The organism is Clostridium tepidiprofundi DSM 19306 (assembly GCF_001594005.1).
Lineage (GTDB): Bacteria > Bacillota > Clostridia > Clostridiales > Clostridiaceae > Clostridium_AC > Clostridium_AC tepidiprofundi.
Genome location: NZ_LTBA01000037.1, coordinates 1 through 19,408, shown reverse-complemented (window position 1 = coordinate 19,408; position 19,408 = coordinate 1). Strand labels below are relative to the sequence as shown.

Annotated in this window: 12 protein-coding genes; 7 read left to right on the top strand and 5 right to left on the bottom strand. The window is 29.3% G+C overall.

What is annotated here, in order from left to right:
• Positions 1 to 353: 353 nt before the first annotated feature.
• The 6 genes from murI (at position 354) to CLTEP_RS11040 (ending at position 8,123) form a co-directional block, all read left to right on the top strand.
• Entirely contained in the window at positions 354 to 1,142 is a 789-nt protein-coding gene (gene murI, locus CLTEP_RS11065) for a glutamate racemase (RefSeq protein ID WP_066826690.1), read from the top strand.
• Positions 1,143 to 1,192: 50 nt separating this feature from the next.
• Entirely contained in the window at positions 1,193 to 1,633 is a 441-nt protein-coding gene (locus CLTEP_RS11060) for a hypothetical protein (RefSeq protein ID WP_066826687.1), read from the top strand.
• A 70-nt stretch (positions 1,634 to 1,703) separates the two neighbouring features.
• Positions 1,704 to 2,222: a peptidylprolyl isomerase gene (locus CLTEP_RS11055; RefSeq protein ID WP_066826685.1), complete on the top strand. Its 519-nt coding sequence runs from the start codon at positions 1,704 to 1,706 to the stop codon at positions 2,220 to 2,222.
• A 13-nt stretch (positions 2,223 to 2,235) separates the two neighbouring features.
• Positions 2,236 to 2,898, top strand: coding sequence for a helix-turn-helix transcriptional regulator (locus CLTEP_RS11050; protein ID WP_066826683.1), 663 nt, complete (start codon positions 2,236 to 2,238; stop codon positions 2,896 to 2,898).
• A 308-nt stretch (positions 2,899 to 3,206) separates the two neighbouring features.
• Positions 3,207 to 6,719 carry a S8 family peptidase gene (locus CLTEP_RS11045; protein WP_242863928.1) on the top strand — a complete coding sequence of 1,171 codons (3,513 nt, stop codon included), beginning with the start codon at positions 3,207 to 3,209 and terminating at the stop codon, positions 6,717 to 6,719.
• A 66-nt stretch (positions 6,720 to 6,785) separates the two neighbouring features.
• Positions 6,786 to 8,123, top strand: coding sequence for a peptidoglycan-binding domain-containing protein (locus tag CLTEP_RS11040; RefSeq protein WP_066826682.1), 1,338 nt, complete (start codon positions 6,786 to 6,788; stop codon positions 8,121 to 8,123).
• Positions 8,124 to 8,896: 773 nt separating this feature from the next.
• Here CLTEP_RS11040 and CLTEP_RS11035 read toward each other — a convergent pair.
• The 4 genes from CLTEP_RS11035 to CLTEP_RS11020 all read right to left on the bottom strand — a co-directional run bounded on the left by CLTEP_RS11035 (position 8,897) and on the right by CLTEP_RS11020 (position 16,311).
• Entirely contained in the window at positions 8,897 to 9,799 is a 903-nt protein-coding gene (locus CLTEP_RS11035; protein WP_066826681.1) for a radical SAM protein, read from the bottom strand.
• A gap of 27 nt (positions 9,800 to 9,826) precedes the next feature.
• Positions 9,827 to 11,371, bottom strand: a complete 1,545-nt coding sequence (locus CLTEP_RS11030) for a leucine-rich repeat domain-containing protein (protein ID WP_066826679.1) — start codon at positions 11,369 to 11,371, stop codon at positions 9,827 to 9,829.
• 758 nt (positions 11,372 to 12,129) lie between these two features.
• Positions 12,130 to 12,363 (bottom strand): DUF6137 domain-containing protein, encoded by a 234-nt coding sequence (locus CLTEP_RS11025; RefSeq protein ID WP_066826678.1) that lies wholly within the window; start codon positions 12,361 to 12,363, stop codon positions 12,130 to 12,132.
• Positions 12,364 to 12,537: 174 nt separating this feature from the next.
• A complete protein-coding gene (locus tag CLTEP_RS11020) occupies positions 12,538 to 16,311 on the bottom strand; it encodes a hypothetical protein (protein WP_066826677.1) in 3,774 nt (1,257 codons plus the stop codon).
• 1,152 nt (positions 16,312 to 17,463) lie between these two features.
• Here CLTEP_RS11020 and CLTEP_RS11015 point away from each other — a divergent pair.
• Positions 17,464 to 17,826 (top strand): nucleotide pyrophosphohydrolase, encoded by a 363-nt coding sequence (locus CLTEP_RS11015; RefSeq protein WP_066826675.1) that lies wholly within the window; start codon positions 17,464 to 17,466, stop codon positions 17,824 to 17,826.
• 1,088 nt (positions 17,827 to 18,914) lie between these two features.
• Here CLTEP_RS11015 and CLTEP_RS11010 read toward each other — a convergent pair.
• The coding region (locus CLTEP_RS11010) for a DUF4351 domain-containing protein (RefSeq protein ID WP_153016324.1) at positions 18,915 to 19,408 on the bottom strand (494 nt) is incomplete at its 5' end.

Sequence of the window (19,408 nt, the reverse complement as noted above, 5' to 3'; positions counted from 1 at the left end):
AGCTAGATATTAAAAGCTAGAATCTTGTTTTAACTTCTAGTACCTAGTGAGATGCTGGTTGTCAAGTTACAAATTTGTACTGGAGACTGGGGACTAGGGATTGGAAACTGATAAATAGTCACTAATCACCAGTCACCAAAACAGATTGTGGCTTAGTCAGAAATTAAAACCCAGCACTTTGTTTTTGAGTAGATATTGATGTACAAATACCAAATCTGTACTAGAAACTAAACCTCTAGCCGACTAGCAAACTTGATTCAACCTAAACCCCGACTCCTAGTACCTCTATTATTTCCTAGACCTAGTAGATATAGAATAGTATTGTTAATTAAGCAAACTTTGGTGGTGATGAAATGAACATAGATGAGAGACCTATTGGATTTTTTGATTCTGGTGTGGGTGGTATCAGTGTTTTAAGAGAGGCAGTGAAATTAATGCCTAATGAAAATTATATTTATTTTGGAGATTCCAAAAATGCTCCTTATGGAACAAAATCTGTAGAAGAAATTAAGAAATTGAGTTTTGATGTTGTGGATTTCCTTATTAAGAAAGATATTAAGGCATTGGTTGTGGCATGCAATACGGCTACAAGTGCAGTTATTGATGAATTAAGATTGAAATATAGTAATATACCTGTAATCGGAATAGAACCTGCATTAAAACCAGCAGTTGAAATGAATAGAGAAGGTAATATAATAATAATGGCGACACCTGTGACATTGTCTGAGAAAAAATTCAATAAATTGATGAAGAAATACGAAAAAGAAGTTAATATTGAATTATTACCATGTCCTGGATTGGTAGAATTAATAGAGATGGGTTTTACTCGTGGAGATAAGATAAACAATTATTTAAAGAAAAAATTAGGGAAACATTTAAATGGTGATATAGCTGCTATTGTGTTGGGGTGTACACATTATCCTTTTGTTAAGTATGAAATAGAAGAAGTTGTTGGGAGTAGTATTCCTATATTAGATGGAGGAATTGGAACTGCAAAACAATTAAAAAGGCAGATTGAGATTCACAATATAGAAAATAAAAGTTATAAAAAGGGTAAAGTTGAGATTTTCAATTCTCTTCAGGATAAAAAAATAATTAAATTAAGTTATGATTTATTAACGACTCGCTTTTGTAATGAATAGATTAAATTATAAAGAAATTTATACAAACTTTAAAAAGTAAGGTGAGCTAAGTGAAAGTATTTAAATTTGACAAGAATTTAAATGAGGAATCTACTGATGATGTGAAAAGAATTAAGCTAAAGAATGATGATGGATTCAATAAAATAATAATCAATAATCCATCTGAGAGTAACAATATATGCATTATTAATTCGCTAAAGCTGCATACATTTGATAGAATTAAAGAGGCACAAATAATTATTTCTTCAATCTTGAATGAGCCAAATACAGCGATTAAGGTAGGAAGTATTAATATTTTATGCGTTTCTTTTGGGATTTCTGAAAAAGAAAATATACTGTTAGAAGAAATCCGTGTAGAAAAGGATAATAAAATAGATATATTATGTGACAAATTTTTAATTATTCTTCCAGATGGAAGTTTTGTTTTGAAGTTAGATAGAATAATCAATTTTGCTGAAATGGAGATTGGGATTATAGAAGAAAAAATATAAAAATGTTTACATTATAGTGCAAAAGTAGTATAAAATATATTTAGAATTACATTAGTGAGGAGAGAGTAAAATGAATCCAATTGTAACAATAAAAATGGAAAACGGTAAGGTAATGAAAGCAGAATTATATCCGGATATAGCACCAAATACGGTAAAAAACTTTATTAGTCTTGTTAAAAAAGGATTTTATAATGGGGTTATTTTCCACAGGGTGATACCGGGATTTATGATTCAAGGAGGATGTCCTAATGGTACTGGTATGGGAGATCCAGGTTATTCTATAAAAGGCGAGTTTTCTTCAAATGGTTTTAAAAATGATTTAAAGCACACAGAAGGCGTATTATCTATGGCAAGAACAAATGATCCAAATTCAGCAGGAAGTCAATTTTTTATAATGGTAGCTTCAGCTCCACATTTAGATGGAAATTATGCTGCATTTGGAAAACTGATAGAAGGTATTGATGTAGCAAAGGAAATAGTTAGTGTTAAACGTGACTTTAGAGATAAGCCATATGAAGATCAAGTTATGAAGGAAGTAACCGTAGATACATTTGGTGTAGAATATGATGAGCCAGAAAAACTGAACTAAAGGTGGAAATGCAATGAGTAGAGTTGGTCAAAAGATATGTAAAATCAGAAACGCTCAAGGACTAAGTCAGAAACAACTCGCTAAAAAGCTAGGAGTTTCTGAAAAATTCATTAAAGAAGTTGAGATGGGGAAAAGAATCATTAATGAAAGCTTGATAGATAAAATATCAAAGATATTAGGTAAAGAAATCAATGATATATCAATGAATTATGATGAAAAAGAAGAAAAAGTTGAGAGTAAAATTGCAGGAATAGAAAGCAATAAAGTAAATGATGTTTGGAATGAAGCTTTTGAATCAGTATTAAAGACTATACCTATTTATGGGTATGATTTGAATAAGGTTATCGGTACTAGACAGATGCCTGTTATATCAAATAAAATTGAAGGCTTTTCATCAGATAAAGTTATTTTCTTAAAAATAGAAGATGATGATATGCTAGGTTTTAGAATTTCAAAAGGTGATATTGCTTTTGCACATGTTACTCATGAGATAATTAATAATTCAATTTGCTTGGTTGAATATAATTCTAATATTTGCGTAAGACAGGTAAAAAAATTAGATACTGATAAAATGTTATTAATAAGTAACAGGGCTAGTTTAAAGGCTGAAACAGTTTCTAAAAAGAATTTAAGAGTTTTGGCAAGGCTTATAAGAGTTGAGATTAATCTTATTTAAAAGAGCACTGCATTACTATGATATGGTAATGCAGTGCTCTTTTAAGCAATTGATAAGAGTATTACTTAAATCTGTAATTTAGATTTTTATAGTATATATTATAATAAAAAAATACAGCATGTAGAGATTTTTATAGCGAATATTAATATCATATTATGAATTGAAGGGCTACTAGTGATGGATTGAAACTTTTATTTTATATTCTTTTAGCAAAGTCAGTTTAGAGATTTGAAAGAAGATAATGAATCAAATGTATAGTACTTCTAAAATAAAAAATATTTTAATATTATATTGTGAATACAATATTTTTGGAGGTATATTATACGAAAAATAGCAATGCTTTATTAAATTTATTATTAATGGTACCAGATAGAGTAAAAAATAAATTAATAAAATATTCCAAGAATGAAGAATTGCTCAAAAGAAAAATTGAATTAATAGTTATAATAACTGGAAATAGTGATAATGTAAATAACAGTATAGAAAGTTTTGGGGGAACATTTGAATATTTAGGGTATGGATTTGGAATAATCACGATGGATGCAGATAAGATTAACTTAGTAGCTAATATTCCAGAAATAATATATTTTCAACTTCCTAAAGCGTTGTACACCGATTATATTGAAAGCAATAAGGAATCCTGTGTTGTTGGGGCATGGGAACAGTATAATCTTTCAGGGAAAGGGGTTTTGATAGGGTTTATCGATTCTGGTATTGACTATACTCATCCGGCATTCATAAATCAAAATGGTACATCAAGAATTGAATATATATATGATATAAAATCGAATAAAGTATGGAATAATGCTGAAATAAATAAAGCATTAAATTCAGAGAACCCTTATCCAATAGTTCCTGAAAGAGATGATATGGGACATGGTACTCATGTGGCTGGAATTGCATGTGCTGGAGGAAAAGTTGATAAAAAATACTATGGTGTAGCTTATGAGAGCTCTATAATAATGGTCAAAATGACTAGAACAGGTAAAGTAAATTACACAAAGGATTCGCAGATAATGAGAGCCATTAAATTTTTAGTTGATAAAAGCATAGAATTAAAAAAACCACTTGTTATTAATTTGAGTTTTAGTACAAATGATGGTGCACATGATGGTAAAAGTTTGCTTGAACAGTATATAAAAATAATTAGTGCTCAACAGAAAATTAGCTTTGTTGTCGCAGCAGGAAATGAAGGAGATAGAGCACATCATGTTGGGGGAGTTTTAAAAGAGGTTCAGACTATTAATATGAACATTGCTGAGGATGAAACGGCAATAATATTACAATTATATAAAAATTTAATGGATGATATAAGCATTAGAATTAAAAATCCTGCAGGTAAAACCACTAATATAATGAGTATTAACAGGAATTATTATTCTGGTTATGTAGGTATTGATAATTATTATATATATAATACTGGTGCTACTCCAATTTCGTTAAATGGAGAAATAGTAATAAGTCTTGTACCAGAAAATGAATTTTTACAGTCTGGTATATGGTCAATTGAAATATATTCAAATAGTAAACAAAAAAATCATTATGATATTTGGATGCCTATATCAGAGGGCTTAAATGATAAGACAAAATTCTTGAAACCTAACCCATATAATACATTAGGAATTCCCGCTACAGTAGAAAATGTAATAGCCGTAGGAAGTTATAATTATAATACAGATACAATTTCTCCATTTTCAGGAAGAGGAAGATTGTCTAGTGATATAAAGAAACCTGATATTTTATCACCGGGTGAAGATATTTTTTCATCAATACCTGGAGGAGGATTTGATATGTTATCAGGTACTTCAATGGCAGCACCAGAGGTTGCAGGAGCAGCTGCCCTTCTTATGGAGTGGGGTGTTGTGCAAGGGAAAGATGCATTTATGTATGGGGAGAGGCTTAAATATTTTTTGCTTAAAGGAGCTAAAAGAGACAGGACAGATATAAATTATCCAAACCCATTGTGGGGATATGGAACATTGTGTGTAAGGAATTCATTAGAGGTTTGGAATAATGAAGGGGGCAGAGATTTGGGGTACAGGGCTGAAGAAAACATAAATCAAAGTATGTATTTAAAAGAGGGGTATGATAACTTTATTGTTGAATATGAGGGAGATATAAAGAGTGCATTTAAAAATATAAATTTTGCAAGTGTATATGTACTTGATGAGAATTATGCTGTTATTTCAGTAGAATCTAGTAAAAAGCAGCAACTATATGATGAAGTAAAGGAAGTTGTTTATATTGAAAGGACAGTGTTATATACATTAAATAGCATATCACCTATTGATGCTGCAAATATTTCAAAATTCCATGATCATAATCACTTGACTTTAAGGGGAAGAGGAGTTTTAGTTGGAATACTTGATACAGGCATAGATTATTTGAATAAGGAATTTATATATGAAGATGACACTACAAGAATAGTGAGCATATGGGATCAAAGCATAAACACAGGTTTACCCCCTGAAGGATTTGATTTTGGAAGCGAATATGATTCAAATCAAATTAATAAGGCTATAACTAAACAACTTGAAAATGGAAATCCATACGAAATAGTTCCTTCTAAGGATGAAAACGGTCATGGTACTGAAATAGCTGGAATAATAGGAGCAAGAGGCAGAAATGGTGTTATGGGAGCTGCACCTGATTGTGAATTTGTAGTTGTTAAACTTTTGAATGCTAAAGAATCAATTCTAAAAGATGAAGGGTTGAATGATATAGATAAACCAATCTATTCTAATACATCTATTATACTTGGAATTAAGTATTTGCTCACAACAGCTAAAAGATTAAACAAGCCAATAGTGATTTCATTAGCTGTTGGAACAAATTTTGGTTCGCATAATGGCACTTCTCTTGTAGAAAGATACATTAACGAAATTTCTAAAGTTAGAGGAATTGCTGTTGTTTCAGGGACGGGAAATCAGGGTGATAGTGATACTCATACAGAAGGAAAGATAGAGAAAACAGGTGATATTAAGACAGTTGAGATAAAAATAGATGATTTTCAGAAGTCTTTAAAATTTGAGATATGGTGTAGTAAGCCTGATAAAATTTCATTAGGAATTGTTTCACCAAGTGGGGAGGTTATAGAAAAGATACCTGCAAGGATTCAAGAAGTTGAAGAGATTAAGTTTATTTTTGAAGGAAGTAGTGTGTTTGTTAAATATTACTTACCTGAAGAAATAACAGGTGATGAACTCATATGTGTAAATATTAAAAATGCGAAGGGTGGAATATGGCAGATTAGATTGATAGGAGATTATGTAGTAGAGGGAAGGTATTATATATGGTTGCCACAAAGAGAATTGCTAAAAGAACAGACAAGATTTTTAAATCCTTCTCCATATACAACTTTAACAATACCAAGTACGAGTAGACGTTTAATTTGTTGTGCAACATATAATCAAAATAATAATACTCTTGTTGCATTCTCGGGTAGAGGGTATACGAGAGATGGAAGAATAAAACCTGATGTTGCAGTGGGAGGGATTAATGTTGTTACTACTGGTTTAAACAATCAAATAGTTACAGTTACAGGAAGTAGTGCTGCTTCAGCAGTATTGTCAGGTGCAGTTGCTCTTATGTTGCAGTGGGGAATTGTTGATGGAAATGATAAAACTTTATACTCTACAAAGATAATGACTTATTTGATTAGGGGAACTGATAAGAGAAAAGGTGATATATATCCTAATAGGGAGTGGGGATATGGTATGTTAGACTTGAATGGTGTGTTTAAAAATATGAGAGCTATTGAAAAAAGTAGGAGTGTATTTATTGATATACCTGAAGAAGTGCGTAAAAAGATTAATATATAAAGGTAGGTACTATTTGGGGATATTCGTCATATTATATAAGGAAGTATTTATAAAGGAGTTGTACTTATGCCTTCAACTGGCAATTTGAAAGTTCAGGTATTTAAGGGAGAGTCATATATTCCTATAGAGAACGCAAAAGTAACAGTTGTTCAAAAAAAAGAAACTAGTAGCAGACAACTAGAGCAGGTAACTGTGTCAGATTCGTCAGGCTCTACAAATGAAATACAATTAGATGCACCACCTATTGAGTATTCGATGAAACCATCAGATAAACTTCCATATAGCTTTTGTGATATTAAGGTTGAAGCGGAAGGATATCAGACTTTTATAGTGAAAAATTGTCAAATATACCCAGAAAAAACGGCTTTGCAGGAATGTAAAATGAAGACAATGAAGAGGGGAATGAGGCAGGAGGAAATTATAGAGGTTCAGCCTAATACTCTTGTTGGAAATTATCCTCCTAAAATTCCAGAAGATCCAGAAAAACCACTACCACCGCCCCCAAGTGGATATGTTGTACTTCCTGAGCCTGTGGTTCCAGGACTTATTGTAGTTCATGCAGGTTCACCTAATAATCCTAATGCACCAAACTATACTGTTGGATTTAAGGATTATATAAAAAATGTTGCATCAAGTGAGATATTTTCAACGTGGCCTGAAAATACAATAAGAGCTAATATATATTGTATTATATCGTTTACATTAAATAGAATATATACTGAATGGTATAGAGGTAAAGGAAAGAATTTTGACATTACAAATTCAACTGCTTATGATCATGCATTTACTTATGGCCGTAATATTTATAAGAATATAAGCAGAATAGTGGAAGAATTATTTTCGACTTATATAAAAAGATGGGGAAGAAAACAGCCTCTTCTCACTCAATATTGTGATGGAGTAAAAGTAAAATGTCCAGGCTGGATGACTCAGTGGGGCAGTAAATATTTGGGTGATAAAGGAAGAGCACCATATGAAATATTAACTCATTTTTATGGAAGCGATCTTGAATTTAAGAGAGCAAAAAAAGTTGAAGGAATACCAAAATCTTGGCCGGGATATGTTTTAAAATTAGGTTCTAGTGGAGCTCCGGTTAGGACTGTTCAAACTTATCTAAATAGAATTGCGAGGAATTACCCTGCAATACCTAAGGTTAAAGTAGATGGTATATACGGTGAAAAAACAAAAGAGGCAGTAAAAACATTTCAAAGAATATTTGGACTTCCTGCAACGGGAGTTGTAAATTATCCAACTTGGTATAAGATTTCAGATGTGTATGTGGGTGTAACTAAAATAGCTGAACTCAGAGGAGAAGTATTTAAGAGAAAAATATTTAAACCTCATGTTCCTTATAGAGGAGTAGGAGCTGTTCCGGAAATGGAATACCCCTGTGATAAGGGCTAGGGAAGGTGCTAGGAAATAATGCAAGTTTGATAGTCGGCTAGAGGGCTAGTTTCTAGTACAGATTTGTAACTTAAGAACCAGTACCTGTTTTAGGTACTAGGAGGAAAAGAAGGTGCTAGGAATAAAGCAAGTTTGCTAGGGTGCTAGAGGGCTAGTGCAAATTTGTAACTTGAAAACTAGCATATATTTAAGAATAAGATTTTAGGTACTAATATCTATCAAAGTCACAATAAGGTTTGGCGATTGGTGATTGGTGACTTTGTTTTAATCTCCAGTCTCCAGTCGCCAATCTCCAGTACAAATTTGTGACTTGAAAACTAATATCTATAGTAAGAAGAAAGTTCTAAGTATTAATTTTCATCAAAGTTACAATTTGCTTTGGCGATTGGTGACTAGTGACTTTATTCTAGTCTCCAGTCTCTAATCTCCAATACAGATTTATGACTTGACAGCTAGTATCTTATCAGGTGCTAGGAATAAAGCAAGTTTGCTAGGGTGCTAGAGGGCTAGTGCAAATTTGTAACTTGAAAACTAGCATATATTTAAGAATAAGATTTTAGGTACTAATATCTATCAAAGTCACAATAAGGTTTGGCGATTGGTGATTGGTGACTTTGTTTTAATCTCCAGTCTCCAGTCGCCAATCTCCAATACAGATTCATAACTTGAGTGCTATATACTTATAATCAGCAAATGTTTTTATATTGAATACAAGAAATTGCGTAGCGATTTCAACTTTTATAGATTTAGATTGAGAAATATAGGGTGGTAGTTCACACCCATTTTAGATCAAAGTTTGGAACATAAGATTCAGAATTTGTACCGCTTTCTTGTATAAATGCTTTTGTGATTCCTAGCGAAATACAGTAATCTATTAGGGCATCATAATGCTTAGGATTTAGAGGTTTGTTTATTTTGGGGTATTTGTAAGCGTTATACATTGGTGTATATTGATTCATTAGGCTTATATAAACTGAATCGCCAAATGTTTTATAGATATAATCTATTATTTTTTTTGAATCAAATAAAAGACCAGGAAGCATTAAATGACGAATTATTACACCTTTTTTTATTAAACCATCGTTATCAAATTTAACATTTCCGACTTGTTCAAACATAGCTTTTATTGCATTAGATGCAGTTTCAAAATAATTAGGTGCATTAGAATATTCAATAGCATATTTATCATCGTAATATTTTAAATCTGCTAAAAATACATCAACGTATCCTTTTAGTGCTTGTATTGTTTCTACGGTTTCATAACTATTAGTGTTATAAAGAATAGGTATAGAAAGACCGTTATTTTTAGCTATATCTATTGCACTTATTATTTGAGGTACATAATGAGTAGGTGTAACTAAGTTTATATTATGAGCGCCTCTATTTTGTTGTTCTATAAATATTTCGCTGAGCCTTTTTATAGAAATTTCCTTTCCGAATCCTTCACAGCTGATTTTATAATTTTGGCAAAAAACGCATTTGAAATTACAGTTTGAGAAAAAAATAGTTCCTGAACCGTTACTTCCAGAAATACAAGGTTCTTCCCACATGTGAAGAGATACCTTTGCTAATTTAATGTTTTTACCTGCTTTGCAGTAGCCGAGTTTGCCAGATAATCTATTTATGTTGCATTTTCTCATGCATAAATTACAATTCGATAATAAATCATTGTACATGATTTTTAGTCTCCATTCTTTTATTAATCAATAAATCACATTTATATGATGTGAATTTTTAAGTTCTTCAATATTTTTATAAGTTTTAGAACCTTTAGTAATATCTAAGCAATTTTTAGATATCATTATACTTGCATTTTTATGTAAATATCGTTTGAATCCACCTATCCTTAAATTATTAACTAATGGAGTTATATCATCTATTTTATTATTATTAAGATTTAATACCTCTAATTTTGTGAGTGCTCCTATAGGAGTTATATCTTTTATCATATTATTGCTTAGGTTTAAATTTGTTAGCCAGTCTATGTTCCATAGGAAAGATATATCTTTTATTCTATTATTAGATAAATTCAACTCATTTAGATTTGTTAAATAAGTAATAGGACTCATATCATTTGTATTTATATTCTCTGCTTGTAAATTTCTTAAATTCTTTAGATTTCTTACAGGAATTATATTGTCTAACTTTGTGTAGTTGATATTTAGCTTTTTTAAATTTACGAGTTTGTGCAAAGAATTTATGTTACATATGTTTGTATGGCTTATATTCAAAACTTGCAATTTTGTTAGATTGTTTAAAGGGGTTATATTTTTGGTTTTAGTATTACTTATATCTAATTCTTGTAAATCTTTCAGATTGCTTAAGGGTGTTAAGTCTTCTGTATTTGTGTTATTAATATTTAATTTTTTTAAATGTATAAGTTTAGTTAAAGGAGTTAAATCTGCTGTGTTTGTATGACTCATATCTAAAATCTGCAATTTTGTCAGATTAATTAAAGGTTTTATGCTATTAATATTTGTATTACTTATGTTTAGTTCTTGTAAATTTTTTAAATTACTCAAAGGAATTAAGTTTGGTGTACCTGTATTGCAAATATTTAATTTGTTTAAATCTGTTAGTTTAGATAAAGGGGCTAAATTTGATACATTTGTATTGCTTATATCTAGAATTTGAAGTTTTGTCAGTGCTTCTAAGGAATTTACATTATCTATTTTAGAATCGCTTATATATAGCTTTTGTAAAAACTTTAAATTGCTTAAATGAGATATATCTTCTAATTTTGCATCATTTATATGTAGATATCGTAATTTTTTTAGATTGCACAAATCTGCTGTATTGGATACACTTGTACTACCTATATATAGTTCTTGTAAATTTTTTAAATTGCTCAATGAAGCTAAATTTGCAGTATACAAGTTTCCTAAATATAAACTTTTTAAGTTTACTAAACTGGCTAAAGGACTTAAATCATTTATATTCGAATTTATTAAATTTAACTTTTCTAGATTGACTGCATAATTGAGTCCTTTCAAATCTTTAATTTTGTAAGGAATACAGTCTAAATTCGTTATTAGTAACATATTTTTCGAAGTTATGTTTCCAAAAGGCTTATTCAATTTTTCCCTTACTATTTTTTCAAGGTTACTGTCATTAAAATTAACTGTTATAGTTTTTTCTGAATTCTGTGTAATTTTGTTTATTAGAAGAATTGTTACTGATGTAATACTTATTAATAATACAAATAAAATTAATAATTTTTTAGTGCGATTTTTAATGATTTTGTTCATAAATATTCCTCCTATGGTTATATATAAGATATTATATCACATTTGGTATTTGATCAATACTAAATATTAATTGTTTTATAGTATAATATCAATGTGCATTAATCAGAGCAAAGGAAATGGATATGACATATGAAAGCTTTTTTGAAACTGCGCATTAAGTAGGCACTAGCAAGTAGATGACAGGCGCTAGAAGGGAAAAGAAGGTACTAGTACTAAAAGCAAGTGGACTAGATTGCTAGAGGGCTAGTCGGCTAGTACAGATTTGATATTCGTATACCAGTATCTGTTTGAGGTACTGAGTACTAAGAAAGAAAAGAAAGTGCTAGGCTTTAAGGTTCTAACTAAGTTACAATCTGTTTTGGCGATTGGTTACTTTGGATTAGTCTCTAGTCCCCAGTCCCCAGTGCAGATTTGAGATTAGAAAGCTAATACTTTAGTTAGGGACTAGGATTTGGGTGATGGGAATTAATTTTTATCTAAATTGCAATTTACTTTGGCGATTGTAGATTATTCTATGAATAAAGTTTTCTATTCATAGAATTGATGACTTGTTTTGGTGATTAGTGATTGGAGCTTAGTGACTTTGTTTTAGTATCTAGTCTCCAACATAAATTTGTGACTTGATGGAAAGTATCTTATTAGGTGCTAGGAAATAACGCAAGTTTGCAAGAACGCTAGAGGGTTAGTCTGCTAGTACAGATTTGCAACTTGATTGCTATATACTTAATCCCGCTTCAACGAAGTAAGTGGCGAGTAGTTCACTTATAGTTATATATTTCACATAACCTATTTTCTAATTCTTTTAAATCAATCTTGTCATTATGCCATTCAAGATTGCAATCAAATATAGCCTCTAATCTTTGTATTATATTAACAACTTCTCTATCGTCAAGTAACTTAACTACTCTTTCAGGATCCTTAAAAAACTTATTAGTTTCATCACCACAAACTTTATATATCATGTTTTTAAAATAGTTTTTAGAATAGTTCAAAATCTTATCACCTCGTAATTTATAATCAAATCCATCAAAATATATATCATCATACTTAATTCCAATAATAAAAATAGAATATTCTTCAGTATTACTATTACTTAATATTAATATTTAATTTCTTTTCTTTATATAAAAGTTCATTTTTACATAATATCAATATTTTTACTTTTTTTATTTTACATTTGAAATTGCCATTTTAATATCAAATCTCTTTTTATTTGAATTAAGTTTCAATAATATATTTTCTTGAGTTTCATCTAAGCCATAAGGTACTCTATCAAGATCATCAATTACTTTTTTTACTTTATCATCATCTAAGCTAGATGCATATTTATATAAAATTAATTCCTTTGCTCTTTTAAACTTTTTAGGATTTTCTAACAAATAATCTACAATTCCATCTAATCTTTCGTTTAAATTTAACACTAAATTTGGAGCATGATGTAACACAAGTTCTAAAACAAATTTAAAAGTAGATTCATCATTAGTTGTTTCAATTATTCCTATTATCTTTTTATATAAGTCTTTACGCTTAAATAAATTTCTTGCAACAAGGTCAGAAACTATTTCTAAATCTTTAATTTTTAAAAGAAAATCCAATGTTTCTTCTGGCCAGATACTTGAAATTAATAAAGACATATTGTTGGCCTTATTATAGGTTGTTATCCAGTTTTCAAGATTATTATTATTAATTAAACTTGATTCTTGTTGTGTAATAAGATTCATACAATACTGTCTTCCGTGCTTATAACCATCTAAGAATAAATTTTCTAATTCTTTTGTCTTAGTCAATTGTGTAAATACTGTGGACAATGCATATAGTTTTGAGTCAACATATTGTTCTGAACTATCAAATGATACTCTATATTCTATTAGCTTTTCAAAAATCTTTTTCCACTCTGGTTCTGTAAATCTTTCAGTTGCATCTGATGCAATATCATTTGGCCAATGAGCATAATCACTTGAACTATCAAATAAAAATATAAATATATGAAGTATTTTTATAAAATCTTCTGAAGTTAATTTGTCATTTTTTATAGGTAATATAGTAATAAATAAAGTCCATGTTCCAACAATCTTTTCATAATGACATGAAAAATTATAATCAGGGAACCAATCATTAAATTTATTAATAAAGGTTTCAAAAAATAATAATCTAACGATTTTATTATCAGGAGTTTCTGGCATTTCATTATGTTCAATATAGATAGCCTCTGATTTGAAGATTATTCCTGCTTTATGTGTACACTTAGCTGGTTCAATCTCAAATAAATCTCTTTGGAAACGTAATAACTTTTTATCTTGTTCACCAAAACTATTAACGAAATCTAACATAATTTTAATGTTTTGGGGAATATGTTTTGTATTTACTTCAGGTGTTAAGGAAAGTGACCACTGATGTAATACATTATGTAATTGATGAGGATTTTTTAATTTTAGATTTTCTACATCATCCTTTACTGCATCATCAATATATATCTTCCAATGAACATCTTCTAAGAAGTAATCTTCATAGCTTCCTAATAAATTTTTTTTAATTTCTATCCACTTTTTAAAGTTAGATAATATCTTAGTATTATTACTATATATAGATAAGAAATCTATCCAATTATTTAATAAATCTAAGTATAAGTTATAATTTTCTTCATTTTCATTTTCTAATAATATAAGTAATATTTCTTTGCCTATACTATCATAAGCCTCAATAATTATGTTGTATAAGTTTCCTATAATATCACCTAAATTACTATTTTCTTTAAACAGTGAACTTATTTTTTTAAATACACTATTAATTTTATTTGTAAAAGCAATGATTTGATCATATTTACTTATTATTTCATTGAACTTAAAATATGAACTTAAAAACTTAACATAACTATCTAAATATTCTGGATTGTTAATTGATTCAAAAAGTAATATAATTTCTTGTGATATTACAAGTACCCCATCTTTTAATACCACATATAATTTTTTTATAAAATCATCATTTGCTATGCTAATGATATTTTTAAATTTTGAATATACTTCTTCTTTTTCCTCTATTGAGTATACTGGTAGTAATTCAAATCTATTCTTTAAATATATTGCTGAACTTAATAATTTTAATACTAACTCTGTATCATTGTACTCATCTATAATTCTACAAGCATGTTTTAATATACTTGTAATATTTTCTTCGGATATATAATCAAAATTTTCTTCTAATAGTAGTAATTCACCATTTATTTCAATATCTTTTAATGATAATATCTTTAATAAATTTTCTGGACACTTTTCTTGTAATTTTTCAAAAACTGAACCAGATATATTAGTATTAACTGTTAAGTATTCAGATTTTAAGTAGTCCTTTGATTCTTTTGGTAAACTACTTGATTTAATAATATTTAAATTATACTCATATAGTGAATTTTTCCTCATAATTAATGAATAAATTCTTCCTAATATGGTATGTGAATAGCATTCACTATTTGTTCTAATTGTAGCACTCTTTTTAGGAAACATGCTTTTATAAATAATTTCTTTTTTCTTTTTATCTGGTATATCTTTAATTCTTAATAATACACTTAAGTCTTTGATTTTTATTGGAATGCTATCAATATCTTTTAATACTCCATCATTGATTATATCTTCAAAAAATGTATCTGTATAATCTTGTTTATCAAATAACATAAAGCAATCCTTTGGTAATACTATACTATCAAATTCTAAAGTGTCTAATTGTGTAATATTTTCTTTGTTATTACTAAAATAACATTCTAAATTAACTGGATCAATTACAACAGAATCACAATATAATGGTATATTATTAGTATCCATTCTTAAAACTGAAATTCCTGTTGAAGCAAACATTATTCCAGCATGTTCATTTCTACTACCAACTTCTACAAAAACTGCTGAAATGTTTTTTCTTTGTTTTTCACTCAAAGATAAATATATACCCCATGCAAGGTTTAAACTTTTCGCTTTGATAAAGCTACCAATTTTTATATCTTTTCCTGCTATTATAGTATCTAATGCATCAACTTTTTTCCAACCTAGTTCATTTAGATTTTCAATTGTATTTTTACTTAAGGTTGACACCTTAGTTAATATATTAAAATCTTTACAAGCTCTTGCTTGAACAAGATGCAATTTTTTCAGTTCAATTTCTACGAAATATTGTCCGTTCCAAATTGTAAAATCGTCTTCTGCAATCCAATATAAAGTACTGTTTGGACTTTTATCTACTAATTGTGTAGAAAATAAATTAAATCCAAAAGAAATCTGTCCAAAAATTTTATTATTCTTTCTTATTGTAAAACTAGTAACTGATATGATTGTTGCATCTGATTCAATTACCCACTCACAATCCAAGTTATCCATATTAAGTAATTCATGTAAATTGATTATTTGTTTCTTTAAATATAAGCGTTGTTCTTTGTTTAAATATGGAACTTCATTATCTTTTACTATCCCTTTATCAATTTGTTGAATTAAAGGTTGAACAAATACAGGAATAGGTTTTGGTTGAATATAGTTTTCATTATTAGCCAATTTCATCTGTTTAATAGCATTTGTTTTATATCCGCTAAAGATTACTTTAGCAAGTGTTATAAGAAACTCGTCTTTAGTATTACACACAATACTATCATAGCCACCTGCATTTATATTTAATTCTCCATCTTCATCCCCTGAACTTCTAATTATCCATGGAGTATTTCCACATACTGTTTTGACAGACTCAATTAATTTTTCTTTACGTTCTTCATAATATTCTATAAATTTTGAAACTAATTCTTGAAAATCAAAACTATCATATGAACTATTCTTCATAAATTCATCTACCATTGAAGTATCAATTGGATATATACTTGGAATTATTTCTCTAAACTCAGGAGTTTCTCTCAATTCTAATAATCTAGAACATTTTTCTCCATATAAGTATGCACTATTTTTTTTAGTCACGTTAAATATCTCCTTCCAACAATTTTGAAAAACGAAATTTTAATATAGTAACTATTTAGTCTATTGTTATACTTAGTTATTTAACCCAAATACATTCAAAATATTTCATCTTATTAAATCTTGTTTTCAGAATCTACATTTCTTGTTTTATCAAAAATTTTTTTTATTATTAAAAGACCCACTAAAACGTTTACAGGTGAGTTTAGCCTTGTAGCATAATTATTACTATAAAGTACAGGAAATCTTTTTTCATTAATATTTGGAAATATATATTCTTGGAAGACGTGTACCCAACTTTCATTAAATTATTTTTTTAAATAATTTGGTAACTTGGTTGCTGTATACTCTAATGATATTTGTTGAAAAGTATTTTTACAAAATATATCGATTCCGCTTTCCATTATCAGTTTCTTCCTATATTATATCAAAAAAAAACTATTAAAGTAATTAATTTCATGATTTTTGTGGGTTAATCATAATAAAGATTTTCTGCAGCTTGCAGAAAATCTTTATTATGAAATAAAAATCATGGGTTATGTCTGGGGGTTAAAAAAGTTTATAGCTATGAGTAGAAAAAATAAAACCTCCAATGTGAAATGGTAGTAGGTTTGCCGACCGATACCATTAAACAAAGGAGGCTATCCAATATGGACAATAGTAGTTTAGTACATACTAAGTGGAATTGTAAATATCATATAGTTTTTACACTGATATAGTAGCTCTTCGATATGGTTAATATGTAAGAATTTTGATATAATATAAGTGCCGTTTTAACGTTTTTTGTATGCAAGTAGCTGTTTTAGGAATGGTTGCATACAACCTATATTCCTAACTATGCAAGATTATGCTAACGGCATAACTATCTATCGTGGTAGAATAGTACTTCGACAACTGTATATATGAAGTTGTAGTTAGTAATCCTTAACCGCGTAAAATATACAAGGTATCGTAAAACTAAATGTATTCACAACACCGTAAGAGTGATAAGGTCAAGTGGACTCGCCCTTACAAATAAGGCTATCTAACTATGTTAGAGGAAAGTTTACAAGTACACTTTCTATAAAGAAGCCACCGTTGCTTGTCTCGGTGGTAGTTCACAATGAAAGTAGTATTATTTATGAGAAAAAAGATTGATTTAAGGGAGATGTAAATATGCGCGATTTGAAATTATCAGAAATTATTTCTATGCAAAAGGAATTACAAAAGAAATACAAAGGGAAATGGACTCCGCTTTCTGTAGAAAATGGTCGTAATTGTTTATTATGGATGATAGAAGAAATGGGAGAGGCTATATCAATCATTAAAAAGCGTGGAGAAAATGATATCATAAGTGATGATACAGTGAGAAGTGCATTTGTTGAAGAACTAGTTGATGTAATGATGTACTATAGTGATGCATTGATTTGTTATGGAATTACGTCAGATGAGCTATCCGAAGCTTTTGTAAAAAAGCATGTAAAAAATATGGGAAGAGATTTTACAAGTGAATACAAGAATTATTTACATAGCAAATAGTACCGTAAAACCAGCATTATATTCTTTATGATATTGATAAAGAATAAGGTTTTAGGAGAAAAGCGAGAGCGTTAGTATCTTATTAGGTACTAGGGAATAATGCAAGTTTGCCAGACTGCTAGTCTCCAGTACAGATTTGCTACTTGAAAACCAGTATTTGTTTCAGGTATCAGGTACTAGAAGGGAAAAGAAGGTGCTAGTACTAAAAGCAAGTGGACTAGATTGCTAGAGGGCTAGTCGGCTAGTACAGATTTGATATTCGTATACCAGTATCTGTTTGAGGTACTGGGTACTAAGAAAGAAAAGAAAGTGCTAGGCTTTAAGGTTCTAACTAAGTTACAATCTGTTTTGGCGATTGGTGAGTGGTGATTGGCGACTTTTATTTAGTTTCCAGTCTCTAATCGCTAGTCTCCAATCAACTATACAGATTTGTAACTTGAAAACTAGCATCTATTTAAGAATAAGATTTTAGGTACTAATATCTATCAAAGTCACAATAAGGTTTGGTGACTAGTGATTGGTGATTAGTGACTTTGTTTTAGTCTCCGGTCTCCAGTCAACTATACAGATTTGTAACTTGAAAATTAACATCTTATTAGGTACTAGGATTAATCAAGTTTGCTAGTCGGCTAGAGGTCTAGTTTCTAGTACAGATTTGGTATTTGTACATCAATATCTACTCAAAAACAAAGTGCTGGGTTTTAATTTCTGACTAAGCCACAATCTGTTTTGGTGACTGGTGATTAGTGATTAGTGACTTTGTTTTAGTCTCCAGTCTCTAGTCTCCAATATAAATTTGTAACTTGAAAACTAATATCTATAGTAAGAAGAAAGTTCTAAGTATTAATTTTCATCAAAGTTACAATTTGCTTTGGCGACTAGTGATTGGCGATTAGTGACTTTGTTTTAGTCTCCGGTCTCCAGTCAACTATACAGATTTGTAACTAGCAAACTAGCCAACTGGCACTCTTTATTAAAGAAATTGCGTAGCAATTTCAACCTTCACTATTCACTATTCCTTATTCACTATTCTCTAATTAAAGTTTTTATTGTATAGTGTTTGCTATTCTAGTAAGAAAACTTAACCATTATAGGTATTTTTCTAAATCCTTAATATCTTTCATATCAAAAATTTCTAAAGCAATTATATCAATTACATCTGGAGATAAAGTTTTGATTTTTTTAAGGTATTCCTCTGGGATTTTTTTGAATTTTTTTATTAACTGCTTTACTAAAATTTCATATTTACCTTCAAGTTTTCCTTCTTGTAATCCTTCTTGTAGCCCTTCTCGTAGCCCTTTTTGAAGCCCTTTTTGAAGACCTTCTTGCAATCCTTCTTCACGTATCATTTTTCCTATTTCAGTCATAGAGAATACCTCCTTAAATTTTTTCTTACTATCATCATCACCGAATTTTTCTAAAAGAGCATATAATAAACTTAAACAATGAAGTTTGTTATCATTTTCTTTGATTTTGCTTGCAAGTTCAATGCTTTTTATAGCTCTTGTAGATTTGTCTTCTTTACTATTCATAAGTGGAATGAATGTTAAGCTCAGTATTTCTTCATTTGTCAATTCTTCAC

Bases quoted from the DNA above. Each gene is read 5' to 3' on its own strand.
- CLTEP_RS11015 (WP_066826675.1), top strand. From the start codon at position 17,464: ATGCGCGATTTGAAATTATCAGAAATTATTTCTATGCAAAAGGAATTA.
- CLTEP_RS11040 (WP_066826682.1), top strand. From the start codon at position 6,786: ATGCCTTCAACTGGCAATTTGAAAGTTCAGGTATTTAAGGGAGAGTCA.
- CLTEP_RS11050 (WP_066826683.1), top strand. From the start codon at position 2,236: ATGAGTAGAGTTGGTCAAAAGATATGTAAAATCAGAAACGCTCAAGGA.
- CLTEP_RS11035 (WP_066826681.1), bottom strand. From the start codon at position 9,799: ATGTACAATGATTTATTATCGAATTGTAATTTATGCATGAGAAAATGC.
- CLTEP_RS11055 (WP_066826685.1), top strand. From the start codon at position 1,704: ATGAATCCAATTGTAACAATAAAAATGGAAAACGGTAAGGTAATGAAA.
- murI (WP_066826690.1), top strand. From the start codon at position 354: ATGAACATAGATGAGAGACCTATTGGATTTTTTGATTCTGGTGTGGGT.
- CLTEP_RS11030 (WP_066826679.1), bottom strand. From the start codon at position 11,371: ATGAACAAAATCATTAAAAATCGCACTAAAAAATTATTAATTTTATTT.